16 protein-coding genes, 5 tRNA genes, 1 other RNA gene and 1 pseudogene are annotated in these 15,432 nt (G+C 42.8%); 15 read left to right on the top strand and 8 right to left on the bottom strand.

Translation table 11 applies throughout. The annotated features are described in order from the left end of the window. The first annotated feature begins 5 nt into the window (after positions 1-5). Entirely contained in the window at positions 6-392 is a 387-nt protein-coding gene (locus AC4CU3_RS13550; protein ID WP_279045097.1) for a hypothetical protein, read from the top strand. A gap of 52 nt (positions 393-444) precedes the next feature. Here the strand turns inward: AC4CU3_RS13550 and AC4CU3_RS13545 are convergent. The 4 genes from AC4CU3_RS13545 to coaD form a co-directional block, all read right to left on the bottom strand. Beyond that, positions 445-521 (bottom strand) — tRNA-Met (locus tag AC4CU3_RS13545). A gap of 73 nt (positions 522-594) precedes the next feature. Then, positions 595-972, bottom strand: an RNA gene (gene rnpB / locus AC4CU3_RS13540) — RNase P RNA component class A. Between the two features lie 26 nt (positions 973-998). Further along, complete coding sequence (locus AC4CU3_RS13535; RefSeq protein ID WP_279045096.1) at positions 999-1,262, bottom strand: YfhL family 4Fe-4S dicluster ferredoxin; 264 nt, start codon at positions 1,260-1,262, stop codon at positions 999-1,001. 1 nt (position 1,263) lies between these two features. Beyond that, positions 1,264-1,755, bottom strand: a complete 492-nt coding sequence (gene coaD, locus AC4CU3_RS13530) for a pantetheine-phosphate adenylyltransferase (protein ID WP_004695534.1) — start codon at positions 1,753-1,755, stop codon at positions 1,264-1,266. Between the two features lie 141 nt (positions 1,756-1,896). Between coaD and smpB the strand changes: the two genes are divergently transcribed. Further along, positions 1,897-2,373 (top strand): SsrA-binding protein SmpB, encoded by a 477-nt coding sequence (gene smpB, locus AC4CU3_RS13525; RefSeq protein ID WP_004695532.1) that lies wholly within the window; start codon positions 1,897-1,899, stop codon positions 2,371-2,373. A 174-nt stretch (positions 2,374-2,547) separates the two neighbouring features. Then, a pseudogene (locus AC4CU3_RS13520) lies at positions 2,548-2,700 on the top strand (SsrA-binding protein); the annotation flags it as partial. A gap of 43 nt (positions 2,701-2,743) precedes the next feature. On the opposite strand, the gene AC4CU3_RS13515 reads toward AC4CU3_RS13520, so the two are convergent. The 3 genes from AC4CU3_RS13515 to rluD form a co-directional block, all read right to left on the bottom strand. Continuing rightward, the gene (locus AC4CU3_RS13515) at positions 2,744-3,310 is read right to left on the bottom strand and encodes a flavodoxin family protein (protein ID WP_005400401.1); all 567 of its coding nucleotides are present in this window, start codon (positions 3,308-3,310) and stop codon (positions 2,744-2,746) included. 107 nt (positions 3,311-3,417) lie between these two features. Beyond that, complete coding sequence (gene pgeF / locus AC4CU3_RS13510) at positions 3,418-4,158, bottom strand: peptidoglycan editing factor PgeF (RefSeq protein ID WP_279045093.1); 741 nt, start codon at positions 4,156-4,158, stop codon at positions 3,418-3,420. A 30-nt stretch (positions 4,159-4,188) separates the two neighbouring features. Further along, positions 4,189-5,241 (bottom strand): 23S rRNA pseudouridine(1911/1915/1917) synthase RluD, encoded by a 1,053-nt coding sequence (rluD, locus tag AC4CU3_RS13505; protein WP_279045092.1) that lies wholly within the window; start codon positions 5,239-5,241, stop codon positions 4,189-4,191. 71 nt (positions 5,242-5,312) lie between these two features. On the opposite strand from rluD, the gene AC4CU3_RS13500 reads away from it, so the two are divergent. Continuing rightward, on the top strand, positions 5,313-6,296 hold the full coding sequence (locus AC4CU3_RS13500) for an outer membrane protein assembly factor BamD (protein ID WP_279045090.1): 984 nt from the start codon (positions 5,313-5,315) through the stop codon (positions 6,294-6,296). A 193-nt stretch (positions 6,297-6,489) separates the two neighbouring features. After that, positions 6,490-8,385: a DNA primase gene (locus tag AC4CU3_RS13495; RefSeq protein WP_279045089.1), complete on the top strand. Its 1,896-nt coding sequence runs from the start codon at positions 6,490-6,492 to the stop codon at positions 8,383-8,385. Between the two features lie 25 nt (positions 8,386-8,410). On the opposite strand, the gene hemA is transcribed toward AC4CU3_RS13495, so the two are convergent. Further along, positions 8,411-9,694 carry a glutamyl-tRNA reductase gene (gene hemA, locus AC4CU3_RS13490; RefSeq protein WP_279045088.1) on the bottom strand — a complete coding sequence of 428 codons (1,284 nt, stop codon included), beginning with the start codon at positions 9,692-9,694 and terminating at the stop codon, positions 8,411-8,413. A gap of 78 nt (positions 9,695-9,772) precedes the next feature. Here hemA and AC4CU3_RS13485 point away from each other — a divergent pair, with 78 nt between their 5' ends. The 10 genes from AC4CU3_RS13485 to pth all read left to right on the top strand — a co-directional run bounded on the left by AC4CU3_RS13485 (position 9,773) and on the right by pth (position 15,337). Further along, on the top strand, positions 9,773-11,482 hold the full coding sequence (locus tag AC4CU3_RS13485) for a tetratricopeptide repeat protein (RefSeq protein ID WP_279045086.1): 1,710 nt from the start codon (positions 9,773-9,775) through the stop codon (positions 11,480-11,482). 5 nt (positions 11,483-11,487) lie between these two features. Continuing rightward, positions 11,488-12,069 (top strand): lipoprotein insertase outer membrane protein LolB, encoded by a 582-nt coding sequence (gene lolB, locus AC4CU3_RS13480; RefSeq protein WP_279045085.1) that lies wholly within the window; start codon positions 11,488-11,490, stop codon positions 12,067-12,069. 11 nt (positions 12,070-12,080) lie between these two features. Further along, on the top strand, positions 12,081-12,911 hold the full coding sequence (gene ispE / locus AC4CU3_RS13475) for a 4-(cytidine 5'-diphospho)-2-C-methyl-D-erythritol kinase (RefSeq protein WP_178904491.1): 831 nt from the start codon (positions 12,081-12,083) through the stop codon (positions 12,909-12,911). A 1-nt stretch (position 12,912) separates the two neighbouring features. Continuing rightward, positions 12,913-12,987, top strand: a tRNA-Gln gene (locus tag AC4CU3_RS13470). Positions 12,988-13,015: 28 nt separating this feature from the next. Next, positions 13,016-13,090: transfer RNA gene (locus AC4CU3_RS13465), tRNA-Gln, on the top strand. Between the two features lie 19 nt (positions 13,091-13,109). Next, positions 13,110-13,184: transfer RNA gene (locus AC4CU3_RS13460), tRNA-Gln, on the top strand. Positions 13,185-13,274: 90 nt separating this feature from the next. Continuing rightward, positions 13,275-13,349 (top strand) — tRNA-Gln (locus AC4CU3_RS13455). Between the two features lie 36 nt (positions 13,350-13,385). After that, on the top strand, positions 13,386-14,339 hold the full coding sequence (locus AC4CU3_RS13450) for a ribose-phosphate pyrophosphokinase (RefSeq protein ID WP_004695513.1): 954 nt from the start codon (positions 13,386-13,388) through the stop codon (positions 14,337-14,339). 101 nt (positions 14,340-14,440) lie between these two features. Then, positions 14,441-14,737, top strand: coding sequence for a 50S ribosomal protein L25 (rplY, locus tag AC4CU3_RS13445; RefSeq protein WP_004695511.1), 297 nt, complete (start codon positions 14,441-14,443; stop codon positions 14,735-14,737). Between the two features lie 18 nt (positions 14,738-14,755). Beyond that, complete coding sequence (gene pth, locus AC4CU3_RS13440) at positions 14,756-15,337, top strand: aminoacyl-tRNA hydrolase (RefSeq protein WP_279045459.1); 582 nt, start codon at positions 14,756-14,758, stop codon at positions 15,335-15,337. Positions 15,338-15,432 lie beyond the last annotated feature (95 nt).

The following is a 15,432-nucleotide window of genomic DNA, read 5'->3' as shown; positions in this document are numbered from 1 at the left end:
GATTTATGAAGGAAGTCTACTATATTCCTATTTCTTTACAAAATCTAAAATTTAAGGAATTAAGCCAATTTGATTATGGTTATCTCATCCTTCCTAAAAATGAGGAAGGTATAAATCCAACTCAACATTATTATTTAGCCACGATTACCGATCCTAATTTACTCAATAATCCAAGTTATGCTGAAGAATTTGCACAATATATTTTCAAATTAGAACCACGTCACCGTGCAAAATATCTAGAAAATTATGTTCAACTCACCGCTCGCTATCAATTTGGGTTAATTTCAAAAAAACGTTCTTCCACCTATTTAATTGAAACAGATGATCAGCAGAAAATTACTGCTCAGGAAGTTTCTTCACAACAACAAACGCAAATTGGAGGTGGGTATTAAGCCCAAAATAAGGACAAAAAAAGACCACGTTTTGGAACGTGGTCTATAAAAATGGTGGCTATGACGAGACTTGAACTTGTGACCCCCGCATTATGAGTGCGGTGCTCTAACCAACTGAGCTACATAGCCGTAAACTGTGCGCGCATTATGTGGTTTTCTCACCAGTACGTCAAGTACCTTGCGCGCTTAATTGATCAAAATTTGTTGAAGTGAGCCGATAAGCCGGGTTCTGTCGAGAACGATCATTCCTCTAGGCGTACAATCACTCATACGCTCAAGCGACCTACCCGGATCCAGCATGGGCCATGCCTAAAGGATCCCTATTTGGTCTTGCTTCCGGTGGGGTTTACCATGCCATGAACTGTTACCAGTCATGCGGTGCGCTCTTACCGCACCCTTTCACCCTTACCTTCGATTTCGATTGCTCGAAACCATAATGAAGGCGGTCTACTCTCTGCTGCACTTTCCGTCGGCTCACGCCGCCCAGGTGTTACCTGGCACCTTGCCCTATGAAGCCCGGACTTTCCTCCCCTGCTTCAATCACGGAGATCTCCACAGCAGCGATCGTCTGGCTCACTTCGAGGCGCATAGTATCAAATCTTAGACTTAATTGCTTGCGCTTTTTTGAGCAATTAGGTTTTTATATTTATCCATGAGCTCATCCTCAGTTTCCGCATGATTGGGATCCAGCGGAATACAGTCCACTGGACAGAACAATTGACACTGGGGTTTATCATAATGTCCGATACACTCTGTGCATAAGTCTGGATTGATTTCATAAATCAATTCCCCCATGAAAATGGCTTCATTGGGGCACACAGGTTCACAAACATCACAATTGATGCATTCATCGGTTATATATAAAGACACGCTACCAACCTTGTTGATGTTTACGTTCAAAAGCAGCAACCACCGCTTGCGGTACAAACTTTGTCACATCACCTTTTAAACGTGCTATTTCACGAATCAACGTCGATGAAATAAATGAATACTGCTCTGACGGCGTTAAAAATACTGCCTCAAAGTGTGAATCAAGTTGACGGTTCATATTGGCTAACTGGAACTCGTATTCAAAGTCAGACACTGCACGCAATCCTCGCAGTACAGCCGTTGCCTTCTGTTCACGGAAGAAATTTACCAACAAACCATCAAAACCTACAAACTCAACATTATCAAGATGGCTTAATGATGCTTTGGCCAAGCTCACACGCTCTTCTAAACTAAAGAGAGGGTTTTTATGATGACCAATGGCAATGGCTACCACCACTTCATCAAACATACGTGATGCACGTGTAACCAAATCAATATGACCATTGGTAATTGGATCAAAAGTCCCCGGGTAAATGACGCGAGTTTTAGACATCCATTTTTACTCTGTTGATTTTGTAGAGCCACATTTTAGCAAAAACTTGTTTTATAGGTGAAGAAACTCCATAAATTTGAAAAAACTTCACCTTAACCCTGCTTTAAGGCACAATAGGTACATTGTTGGAAGTAATTGATTATGGCGAAAGCAACTGTAGTTAAAAAAAATACCAGCGGGACGATTGCACAGAATAAACGTGCACGTCACGACTATTTTATTGAAGAAAAATTTGAAGCTGGCCTGTCACTGCAAGGCTGGGAAGTAAAATCGTTACGTGCAGGTCGTATGACGCTGTCTGAGAGTTATATCACCTTTAAAAATGGTGAAGCTTTCCTATTCGGTGCTCAAATTCAGCCTTTACTCAGTGCATCTACGCACATTGTTCCTGAAGCGACCCGTACCCGTAAATTATTGTTGAACCGTCGTGAACTGGATAAGTTACTCGGCGCAGTGAATCAAAAAGGTTATTCATGCGTTCCGCTTGTTGCTTATTGGAAAGGACCACGTGCGAAATTAGAAATCGCTTTAGTGAAAGGCAAACAGCTACATGACAAACGTGCCACGGAAAAAGACCGTGACTGGCAACGTGATAAAGCCCGCATTATGCATAAATAAGAAAAAGCTCGGATTTTCCGAGCTTTTCACTATTAAAATCTATGTTTCTTCTGTAATCCAGCGATCACGCAGCGTACCTATTTTCGCAGATGGATGTATCAAAGTTTTATCAGGATTGACCAATCGTACTAACCAACATTTAGAGAACTATTCCATAAACAATTTTAATACTGAGGTTATTCGTGTGTTCCGCTTGTTGCTTATTGGAAAGGACCACGTGCGAAATTAGAAATCGCTTTAGTGAAAGGCAAACAGCTACATGACAAACGTGCCACGGAAAAAGACCGTGACTGGCAACGTGATAAAGCCCGCATTATGCATAAATAATAAAAAAACCTCCTATATGGAGGTTTTTTTATTATTAGAACTGTTAATAGTCAGCTTTTAGCTCAACCAAATATTTTCCAAACTTTCGAGCAGTTTCCAAGTCACCTTCGGGTGGGGTTATTTCAATACTGGCGTTGTCTGACTGAGTCATCAAGCCTAAAAAGCTCGACATCCGATTAATATCGTGTTGGCTACGCCCCGTCGGCATAAACGGCAAGCCAGCCCACAACATACCGTGCTGCATAGCAAATAAATTAATCTGTTGTAATACCGCCAGTTTATCGCCACTTAAGCCACCACCATTGGTAAAGCCTGCAGCCAGTTTTCCTTGCCAAGCCCGTGCTAACCAACGCTTAGAGGAATCTTCCATAAACTGCTTAAGCGCTGCTGTAAGACTGCCCATATACGTTGGGCAACCCATCACAATAATATCGGCCTGATCTAACAAGTCCCACTGTACTGCAGCAACAGAAATTAAATGCACATCAGCACCCGCCTGCTCTGCACCTTGTGCAATATACTGAGCGACTTTCGCCGTATGACCATAGGCGCTATGATAAACCACACACACATGAACAGGTGCAGCAGAAACAAGATCAGGTACAGACATGGAAACTTTTAAGACCAAAGAATTGGGTTAAGTTTAACACTTCCACTCGCTGAGTGGGGAGTAAGTACAAGGATTAAAACAGCCAAGCACTTCATCAAAAGCCAAAACTATTGCATAAACACAAAGGTCGCCATACGCCCAGTTTTGGCATGACGTCGATAAGAAAAGTACTCATTCGACTGGCTAAAGGAACACTGATCACCGCCAGAAACCACTTCAACCCCGTGCTGTTTTAAAATGAATTTTGCGATTGCATACAAGTCAGCATAATACTTTCCAGCTAGCTCAGCTGTTTGAAATGCAGACTCAAGCTCAGCATACTTTGAACAAAAGGCTTCTTTTACTTCCGCCCCAATTTCAAAACAAGGTTGGCTAATAGCTGCGCCCAACCAAGCCCATGTCGGCTGAGTATTCATGCTGGAAATGGTACTTTCAATAATGCCATGCGCCAACCCACGCCAACCTGCATGCAAATTGGCCACTTCAGTTCCATCTGCATTGCCTAAAACCACGGGCAAACAATCGGCTGTCATCATCATCAGGGCATGCTTCGGGCGCTGTGTCACCAAACCATCCCCTTCTTGAGCATCAAAGTCAATTTGCTCATTCACTACACAGCAAATGGTGCTATGGGTTTGCGTCATCCACGTAATTTTATCGACCCCATAGCCTGCAAACTCTTCGAGCAAGATCATGCGATGCTGTTGCACACGTGCAGCATCATCCTGTACATGCAAAGCCAAATTAAAGCCTTGTAGTTCAGATTGAGTAGTTTCTAAAGCACAATCATGATGTACACGGGTTTGCCCTACAAAAACACCTGCCGGAAGTCCTTGAACAAATTGCATATACTGTCCTTATGATGATTCAACTATAACTTAGTAGGCTTTGTTTTCCGTGCGTAGTACATCGACCAAGGTCGCCAAGTCTGCTGGCCACGGCGCTTTAAACAACATTTCTTCACCTGTACGAGGGTGTTTCAAACCTAGCTCTGCTGCATGCAAGGCTTGGCGTCTGAAACCACGTAAAGTCTCATCTAAAAGTTCTGTTGCACCTGCGGGCACGCGTACACGTGGCATATACACAGGATCGCCAACTAAACCAAAACCAATATAACTAAAATGCACACGAATCTGATGCGTACGGCCAGTTTCAAGACGAGCTTGAATACGGGTGAAATGTTGGAAGCGTTCTTTCACGTTGTAGTGTGTTACAGCGTCTTTACCACCTGGTAATACCGCCATTTTGACACGATCTACAGGGTGACGTTTAATCGGTTCATCCACCGTGCCTCCAGCAATCACATTGCCATACACAATCAGATCATAAACACGGTAAACCGTTTTTTTCGCCAATTGCTTGCTGAGTGAAAATTGTGCTTCTAAGTTTTTCGCAACGACCAACAAACCAGAAGTATCTTTATCAATACGATGCACCAAACCCGCGCGGGTCAGTTCTGCCGATTTTGGATAGTGATGCAATAATGCATTTACCAACGTACCCGATGAGTTGCCCGCACCTGGGTGAACCACCATCCCAACAGGTTTATTAACAACAATAATGTCGTCATCTTCATAGACGATATCCAGCGGAATATCTTCAGGCAGACTACGAGTTTGGGCTTCTAACTCAACTTCAAGGGTTAACAGTTCAAATCCTTCACATTTATATTTCGGTTTGACCCTGTTACCATTTACCAACAAATGGCCTTCTTTTAGCCACTGTTTGAGTTTTTCACGCGAAAAGTCGCTCCAAATCGTTGCTGCAACTTGGTCTATACGCTGTCCGAGATAAGTTTCATCCAATTGAAATTGCAACGATAAACGTGTTGCAGTAGAGCTTGAAGTATGGTTATCTGCATCCTCAGAATCTTCAAGTAAATTGAAATCGGTTTCAGGGAAATTTGGATCGGAAGATTGTGCTTGAGCCATTTGATCATTCAAATAAAAGTGATTTAATAGCGCAATTGTAGCTCATTGCCCGTATTAACAGAGGAATTTTTATGTCGCTACCACATTATAAAATGACAATGCTTGCTCTAACGATTGGCATTGCATCTGCAATGGTAGGCTGTAGCAGCAATCCCAAGAAAGAAGTGGTAGATACCGGTCCACAATCGAGTGAACAGGTTTATATTCAAAAAGCAGAAAAAGCACTGCAAAGTGGTCAATATACCGACGCTGCAAAACACTTAGAAGCATTAGATACCTATTACCCTACAGGTGAATATGCGCAACAAGCTCAACTAGAGCTGCTCTATGTGAAGTTTCAGCAGAAAGATTATGAAGGTGCGATTGCACTGGCTGATCGTTTCATTCGTTTGAACCCTCAGCATCCAAACGTGGACTATGCCTACTATGTCCGTGGCGTAGCCAATATGGAACAAAACTATGATGGTTTGATTCGTTATACTTCTTTAAAGCAAGCACATCGCGATGTGAGCTATCTTAAAGTGGCGTATCAAAACTTCGTAGACTTTATTCGTCGTTACCCTTCGAGCACTTATGCTGTAGATGCCGCACAACGTATGAAGTTTATCAGCAATGAGTTGGCTGAAAGTGAAATGAATGCGGCACGTTTTAATATCAAACGTAAAGCATGGGTCGCAGCATTAGAGCGTGCGCAATGGGTGATTGAACATTATCCACAAAGCCCTCAAGTGCCTGAAGCTTTAGCAACTGTTGCTTATTCGTATGACCAATTGGGTGATAAGCAAACTGCGCAACAATATACCGATGTCTTGAAACTAAATTATCCAAATTTAGTGAAATCGAATGGTGAAGTGAACTTACGCGCTGCACGTAAAGAAGCAAGTTGGGTCAACCGTGCGACTTTAGGTGTGTTTGGTCGTGAAGAACAAAACAGTTCTGAAGAAAAAATCGAACAGCCGAAACAAACAACAGAACGCAGCTTTACCAATCGTGTCAGCTTCGGTTTACTCGATCGTCCTGAAACACAGCAAAACATCAATACTGAAACCGAATAACTCCTCTGAAATATTCGCTATTTTAGAAAGGGCAAGTTATCATACTTGCCCTTTTGTTTTGTGCGATTTCCGCTTGATCAAAACGCCTAAAAGGTATACAAAACAATCTAGATTCGATGGTTTTTTGCATTTTACAACCTCCATCTCTGCTTATTTTCACGGTTTTCAAAACATCAGCGACTGACGATTCGACATGGCTATTCCTCAACACACCATTGACCAAATTTTAGATCGGACCGACATTGTCGACCTGATTGGTCAACGTGTGAAACTTAAAAAGTCAGGTCGCACCTATTCAGGCTGTTGTCCGTTCCATCAAGAAAAATCACCATCTTTTCACGTGTATCGTGACAAACAGTATTTCCACTGTTTTGGTTGTCAAGCCAATGGTAATGCCATTCGTTTTTTAATGGACATCGACAGTCGTAGCTTTGTTGATGTGATGAAGGATTTGTCGAGTCAAACAGGCATCGAACTACCCAAAGACAACCTTGACTCAAAAAAACTGGTGTATAAGCGTGAAGCTAAACCTGTCCAAAAACCACAGGTCGATGCCACTGAAGCCAAGAAAACTGAGCCAGCTCTAGCACAACCTGAGTTTCAGATTGAGCATGATCCTTTTGCTGAATTTCAGTCCATGGACTACCAAGAAGGTTACGCTGATTTTGATACCTTCGAAGGCTTCAACACCGCCCCCGTTCAGGAAGGTAACTTATACGACCTGTTAGAAAATATTGCGCAATATTATGAGCAACAACTACCGCATAGTCGCGCTGCTCAGCAGTACTTTAAACAGCGTGGACTCAGCCGAGATACTATTGCATATTGGCGTTTAGGCTATGCACCTGAGGACTGGCAACACTTAGAAAAAGCCTTCCCGCAAGATATCGAAGGCTTAAAGCTGCTCGGACTGATTCGCACCAGTGACAATGGTCGTGACTTCGACTTACTGCGGGATCGCGTCATATTTCCGATTCGTGATGCCAAAGGTCGCGTGGTGGGCTTCGGTGGTCGTGCTCTAAATGACGAAATTAAGCCCAAATACATCAACTCACCAGACTCTGAAGTATTCCATAAAAACCAATTGCTTTATGGTTTATATGAAGGTCGTAAACAAAAAGCCCAAGACTGGCTAATGGTCGAAGGCTATATGGATGTGATTGCGCTACAGCAGTATGGCATTGCAGGTGCTGTGGCGACCTTAGGGACTGCCAGTAATACCGAACACTTAAATATTCTGTTTAAACAAAACAACCGTATTACCATTGCCTTTGATGGTGACGTGGCTGGACAAAAAGCGGCTCGCCGTACTTTAGAAATTGCATTACCTTTGCTCAATGATGGTCGCGAGCTGAAGTTTTTTGTTTTACCGAATGATCATGATCCTGACTCACTGATTCGTCGCGAAGGTATTGAAAACTTTAATAAACTGCTCCAACAAGCCCCATTACTGTCTGACTTTGTTTTTGCACATCTGACGCAGAACCATGACATTAGTAGCCCTGAAGGTAAAAGTCAGGTCATGAGTGAGTTACGTCAACTGACGGACTTATTGCCCAAAACAGGCTCTTTCCGTTATTTGCTGAATCAATCCTTCAAAGAAAAACTTGGTTTTGGTCGTCGCTGGACACCTCAAGTCAGCAACGATGCCTCGTTGTCTTTTAATATTCGCACCAAAGATGAAGACTTCGCCCTCGCCGTTCTGATCCATCATCCGTTTTTGTATATTCACTTTGAAACTCTACGCGCCTATTTACCTGAAGATGAACTTTTAGCGCATGTGCTACAAGTCTTAGATGGTATTTTTGATGATTTACCTGATGACCAAGAACTGGCAACCTATTATGTTTTGGGCGCGTGTAGCCGTTATGCCAATGCGATTGCCGATATTATGCAGCGCACCAATATTGAAGAACTAACTAAAACACCAGAACTGGCGGATAAACTGGCCAGTGAATATGCCCTTTCGCTTGAAGAAAAATATTTAAAGCTTAAACTTAAAGCCCCAAATTCATTAATTGAGACACGAAATTTAAAACATAAACTCTTTGAACTGACCAAAAAAATAGGCTTAAGACTGATTACTTAAACCTATTACATTTTCGTATTTAGATTTACTTTTTAGTTTTACGACGTTTAGCAAAAGTCTCATTTAAACACGTTTGCATTTGCTCAAAATGACTCGGGTCTTCAGATTTGGCTGCTTCACGCAGCATAATCGAGGTCGGATGTAGCAACTTCTGCGTCAAACGATGTGCAAACTCTTGCATCACCCATTCAGGCTTTTCTCCTTTCGCAATCCGTGCCAGCGCTAGATCTAATTCTTCTTGTCTTAGCTGTTCACCTTGCTGACGGTAAGCATGAATGGTTTCACCTGCGAGATTAACCTTCTGCTGGGTCACCAATTCCGTTGCTAGTTGGTTGACCATCATCTCAGCTTCAACCGCCGCCTGACGACGTTGAGCAAGGTTTTCATCAATCACCGACTGCAAATCATCTACGCCATATAAATAGACGCCATCCAAACTTTCCACTTTCGGGTCTATATCACGCGGAACAGCCAAATCCACCATCAACATTTGTTGATAACGACGCTTTTTTAAGGCCGCTTTAACATCTGGATAATGAATCACTTGATGTAAACTTCCCGTACAACTGGAAATGACATCTGCACGCGCTAAGTTATTGGCCAACTGATCAAATTCAATGATTTCAACATCGACACGATGGGCTATTTCTTGAGCCAAAGTTTCAGCCCGTTCACGGGTACGGTTACAAATGAGGATTTTTGCGACTCCCATTTCAGCCAAATGCTTCGCCACTAAGCTATTCATTTCGCCCGCAGCGACCACCATGACCGTCAGCTTTTCAGGCTTACTAAACACTTGTAATGCCAACTGAGCCACCGCGTAGCCCATCGATACGGCATGACTACCCACAGCCGTTTCAGAGCGGACGCGTTTCGCCGCATAGAAGGCATATTCAAAAATTCGGTTTAAATGAGGAGAAACAGTATGTGCAGTCTTCGCCAAAGATAGTGCAGATTTAACCTGCCCCAAAATTTGCGGTTCACCAAGCATGAGTGAATCTAAACCGCTTGCAACACGCATCAAGTGAGTGACAGCCTGCGCATTTTCATAACGGTATACATGATTCAACAATTGTTTAACATCTATGCCATTTGCTTGGGCGAGCCAGTTCAATACCATATCTGAGTTTTCAGACATGGCATACACTTCTGTTCTGTTACACGTAGACACCACTACCATTTCATTTAAGTCTTGGTTTTGGCCTTGTTGCTCAAGCAGTTGCGTTAACTTTTCAGGGTTAAATGCAATTTGCTCACGCAATTCTACGGAGGCGGTTTGATGGTTGACACCCAATGCAAAGAAAGACATATCAGATCATCATTTCGCTAAATTTATGCTATTGTGCAATAACGGTGTCATAAAAAGCATTACTTGGATCAAGAAAAATTGCGTCAAACACATTGCCGACTGAGCGGCGCGAGAATTAAGCAATATTCTACCACATTCTTACTCGTCGGTAGCATGGCATCTAGTGCTCATCTTAGAGCAGCTGGAGATTTTTCGCTATCTAATTATGATGCAATTCAACAAAGTATGATTGCCGAATTTGCACTGGCTTACCAAGACAGCGCGACTGCCCTGCACAACTATACTGTGCTGGCGATTAAAAGTAATTCCACCACCATTAAACAACGCGCTTTAAATATTGCCCTTGAGCAAAATGATTTGCATGCCGCACTCGACATTGCAACGCATTGGGTGGTGCAAGAGCCTACCGATGTTCCAGCCTTATTTTATTTATCTCATATTGCACTCAAAGCACATGAATATGAGCTTGCGGCTGAAACACTCGATAAAATTCTCAATATTGATGCCAATGCCGATTTAGAGCAAATTCTTGCGGGGATTGCCCCTGAAGAACCTGAAGATCAAGAAATTCTCATTCAAGCGTTACGTTCGAGTAAGGAGCGGAATAACCCCTCTATTTTGGCATTGATTGCAGGTTTAGAGGCGCAAAATGGCCAGCTTGAGCAAGCCCTAACCACCATCAATAAAGCCCTAAAAAAGCGTGGAAAAGTCACAGGCTACATCCTGATGAAAGCCAACTTACTCAGCGCACTCGGTCAAGAGGAAGAAACCCGTAATTGGTATGCAAAATCAAGTCGTAAACACCGCGACAATGTCGATGTCCGTTTAGCCGAAGCCAAATATCTGATTAAAATTAATGCGTCAAATGAAGCCTTAACCAAGCTTGAGAGCCTGATTAAAAAATGGCCTGACCAAGAAGAAGCCTTGTTTATTGCGGGGTTAACCAGTATTGACTTAAAGAAGTACGAAAAAGCGGAAAAATATCTGGTTGAACTACGTAATTCGGCCGAATATCAAAATGAAGCCTATTACTATCTAGCAGTGAATGCTGAACGAAAACAGCATTTTGAAACAGCAAAAGCCTACTATCGTCTGGTCGATGGTAGCCTGTATACCGTATCGCGTCGCAGCCTCATCAGTATCTATACCCTGCAAAACAAACCCAATGATGCTTTACGCTTCTTAACCCAAGAACGGGTGAACTATCCACAACATGCAAGCTTTTTGTATCAGGCACAAGCCGATATTTTAAAGCGCATGAATAATAAAGCCGCAGCCATGCGACTGTTAGATGAGGCAATTAAAAACTTACCGGATGATCCTGAACTGATCTATTCTGAAGTGCTAATGTTGGATCCACATACGGATAAGGACAAACTTGAAAAGTTGCTCAATCAACTGTTAAGTATTGAGCCCAATAGCCCAACCTATCTCAATGCTTATGCATACACTTTAGCCTTGCAAAACAGACGTTTAGATGATGCACGTCGATTTGTTGAACATGCTTTAGAATATGCCCCTGAACAGGCCTCCATCTTAGATACCTTAGGCTTTATTTGTTACTTACAAAATGACTTTAGCACTTCAGCCAAAGTCTTAGAAAAAGCCTATCTCATCAGTGGTAGTGTCAATATTGGGGTACGTTATGCACGATCAGTCTATATGCTCGGTGATCTGCAAAAATTCTCCACTGTGTTACAACAACTCAAACAAAAACATCCAAATGATCCTCAATTGGATCAACTCAATACTTTATTGTTACCCCAACAACTGAAAAAGAGCTCATAGTTTTTATGCGTATTTTCTCAAATCTGAGCTTAAGCTTACTTGCTGCAAGTAGCTTGGCACTAACAGGCTGTCAACAATTTACCAAACCACAGCTTGATCCAAACACCATACAAACCGAATCTGATCAACACTTTAGCTTACAGGGTAAAATTGGGGTGCGTACGCCTGAACAGACAGGCAGTGCTTTTTTCACATGGGTACAACAGCAACAAGAGTTTGATATTGAGCTCAGTGGAATTTTAGGCGTTGGTAAGACGCAAATTACTGGTCGTCCAGGTGAAGTTAGCCTGAATAGTGCTAAAACTGGCCTCATCCAAGCTAAAACCCCTGAAGAACTTTTAAAAACAGCAACAGGGTGGCAAGCACCCATCACCCATTTAGTCAATTGGGTTCAAGCCAAACCCGCAACAGTTCAAGCACAAATCCAACGTGACAATGCCAAACGCGCAGTACAGATCATTGAAGATGGTTGGAGCGTTGAGCTGAGCTATAATGAGCAAGCCCATATGCCAAATCGGTTAATTTTAAAACAAGCACTTGAAAATGGTGCAGAAAACCGTATTACAATGGTCATTCAAAACCGCTAGTTTGTCTCGTTATGATCCGTGTCCCTGCCCCATCAAAGCTGAATTTGTTTTTACACATTACGGGGCGTCGTGAAAACGGCTACCACGAACTGCAAAGTATTTTCCAGTTGATCGATCTGTGTGATTGGTTGGAATTTGAGCCTCGTACGGATCAAGAAATTCATATTGAGGGCTTAAACAGTGTCGATTTGAGTCAAAATTTGATTTATAAAGCGACACAGATACTTAAACCGTATGCACAAACAGCCACTGGTTTATCCATTCGTCTTGAAAAAAATATTCCGATGGGTGCAGGCTTAGGTGGCGGTTCATCAGATGCCGCGACCACATTAATCGTAGTCAATCAACTGTGGCAGTGCGGGCTAAATACTGAGCAATTAGCAGACTTGGGGGTTCAGTTAGGCGCAGACGTTCCCATCTTTGTCCATGGTCGCAATGCATGGGCTGAAGGCATAGGTGAGCGCTTAACATTCATAGACTTAGATCAAAAACAATACATTGTGTTAAAACCTGATTGTTTTATCAGCACTCAATTGCTTTTTTCACAAAAAACATTGACAAGAAACACGAAGAGCTCTAAATTTTGCGCCTATCAGTTAAAGCCATCTGATTTTGGAAATAATTTTGAACCTTTGGCAAGAAGTTTATATCCAGAAGTAGATGAAGCGATGCAATATCTCGACCAGTTCGGTGTTGCAAAACTTACAGGTACAGGTGCTTGTGTTTTTACTGAAGTAACGAGTGATATGAACATTGATGATGTTCTTGCAAATGCACCATGTAAAGCTTACTTGGTCAACAGCTTGAATGAATCACCAATAAGACATTTCCACGTTACCTGATAGGGGTATCGCCAAGTGGTAAGGCACCGGTTTTTGATATCGGCATCCGTTGGTTCGAATCCAGCTACCCCTGCCATTTTATTTCACCTGTAGATGACTGTACTAGGGGTATCGCCAAGTGGTAAGGCACCGGTTTTTGATATCGGCATCCGTTGGTTCGAATCCAGCTACCCCTGCCATTTTACAGTAATCAAATTTAGGGGTATCGCCAAGTGGTAAGGCACCGGTTTTTGATATCGGCATCCGTTGGTTCGAATCCAGCTACCCCTGCCATTTTCCAAAAAAGACAGAACAACACTTTGCTGTTCTACTGTTAATTTACCTTGACAGAATGACGCAAAAATATTAAAGTTCTGCCGCATTAGGGGTATCGCCAAGTGGTAAGGCACCGGTTTTTGATATCGGCATCCGTTGGTTCGAATCCAGCTACCCCTGCCATCTAATTCCTAAATTGCCAACCGCCAAGGGTGCTTCATGCCCAATCTTGTCGTTTTTAGTGGATCTGCACATCCACAATTCGCCCAAAAAGTCGTAAGCCACTTGCACATCCCTTTAGGTGCTGCATCTATTGGTCAATTTTCTGACGGTGAAATTGCTGTCGAAATTACTGAAAATGTTCGTGGTAAAGACGTATTTATCGTACAACCTACTTGTGCCCCAACGAATGATAACCTAATGGAAATCCTCGTTATGGCTGATGCTTTGCGTCGTGCAAGTGCTGGTCGTATTACCGCAGTGATTCCTTATTTCGGTTATGCGCGTCAGGACCGTCGTCCTCGTTCATCACGTGTTCCAATTACTGCAAAAGTCGTCGCAGATATGCTGACAACTGTAGGAATTGACCGTGTGGTAATGATCGACCTTCACGCTGACCAAATCCAAGGTTTCTTCGATATCCCTGTAGACAACATCTACGGTACACCAGCGCTTTTAGCTGACCTTCGTCAACAATCACATGACAACCTCATGGTGGTTTCTCCTGACGTTGGCGGTGTCGTTCGTGCACGTGCTGTTGCTAAACAAATGGGCGATATTGACCTTGCTATCATCGACAAACGTCGTCAAAAGGCAAACGAATCACAAGTCATGCACTTGATTGGTGATGTTAAAGGCCGTGACTGCGTGATCGTAGATGACATGGTGGATACTGCAGGTACGTTATGTAAAGCTGCTGATGCATTGAAAACATTTGGTGCGCGCAAAGTGGTTGCTTATGCAACTCACCCTGTTTTATCAGGTAAAGCTATCGAAAACTTGAAAAACTCTGTGATTGATGAATTGGTTGTTACAGACACCATTCCTCTTTCTGAAGAAGCTCAAGCTCTTGGTAAGATTCGCCAAGTTTCAGTTGCGAGTATGGTTGCTGAAACAATTCGTCGTATTAACAACGAAGAATCTATTAGCGCAATGTTTGATTCTTATCTATAATATAGTGCTGAATTTTAAAAGCCCTGCCCAGTGCAGGGCTTTGTCTCACTAGGTCGGTCGCAGATCTAGTTTATTTAAAACTTAAATTAAGGATGTCTATCATGGCAAACTTCGTATTAAACGCTCAAGCGCGTGAAGCAGCTAACCAAGGGAAAGGTGCGAGCCGCCGCCTTCGTCACGCTGCTCAAGTTCCAGCTATCATCTACGGTGGTGCTGCTGAACCTGTAGCTGTTACTTTAGAACTTCGTGAGCTTGTTAAAGCTTTAGAAAACAACGCTTTCTTCGAAGAAGTTGTTGAAATCAAAGTTGGCGACAAAGTTGAAAGCGTTAAAATCAAAGCGTTACAACGTCACCCAGCTAAAAACACGCCTATGCACGCTGACTTCGTTCGCGCATAAGTGTTATTGGTGTAATTAGTGTCAAATATTTCACTGATTGTTGGTTTGGGCAACCCAGGTTCTGAGTATGCCCAAACCCGCCATAATGCAGGCTTTTGGTTTGTTGAACGCCTTGCAGAACAATATGGCATTACGCTTAAAAAAGACCCAAAATTCAATGGAATGAGTGGGCGTGGTAATATCGAAGGTCAAGACGTCCGTCTGCTATTACCCACAACCTTTATGAACCTTGTTGGTAAAAGTGTTGTTCCCTTCGCAAAATTCTACAATATTGCTCCAGAAGCAATACTGATTGCTCACGATGAACTGGATATGAACCCTGGTGTCATTCGCCTAAAAACAGGTGGTGGTCATGGTGGTCATAATGGTTTACGTGACATAGTCCCTCATATCGGTCCAAATTTCCATCGCTTACGCATTGGTATTGGTCACCCCGGTTCAAAAGAACGTGTTTCAGGACATGTCTTAACCAAAGCACCAAGCAATGAACAAAATTTAATGGATGACGCAATCCATCACGCATTGGCTCGCACTAAAATGCTGGTGAATGGTGAGATTCAACCTGCCATGAATCAAATCAATGCTTACAAACCAAACTGATAAGTCAAAAAAATGTTGAACCATGCTGCTTGCCATACTGTCATTTTAAAGGCAAAATGCGCTTGCCTGATTGCTTATCCAGCAAGTTCAGATTG

The sequence above is a fragment of the Acinetobacter sp. 802_lipA genome, from assembly GCF_058242885.1.
Note: the sequence above shows the minus strand (reverse complement) of the source record. Positions and strands in the feature narration are given on the sequence as shown.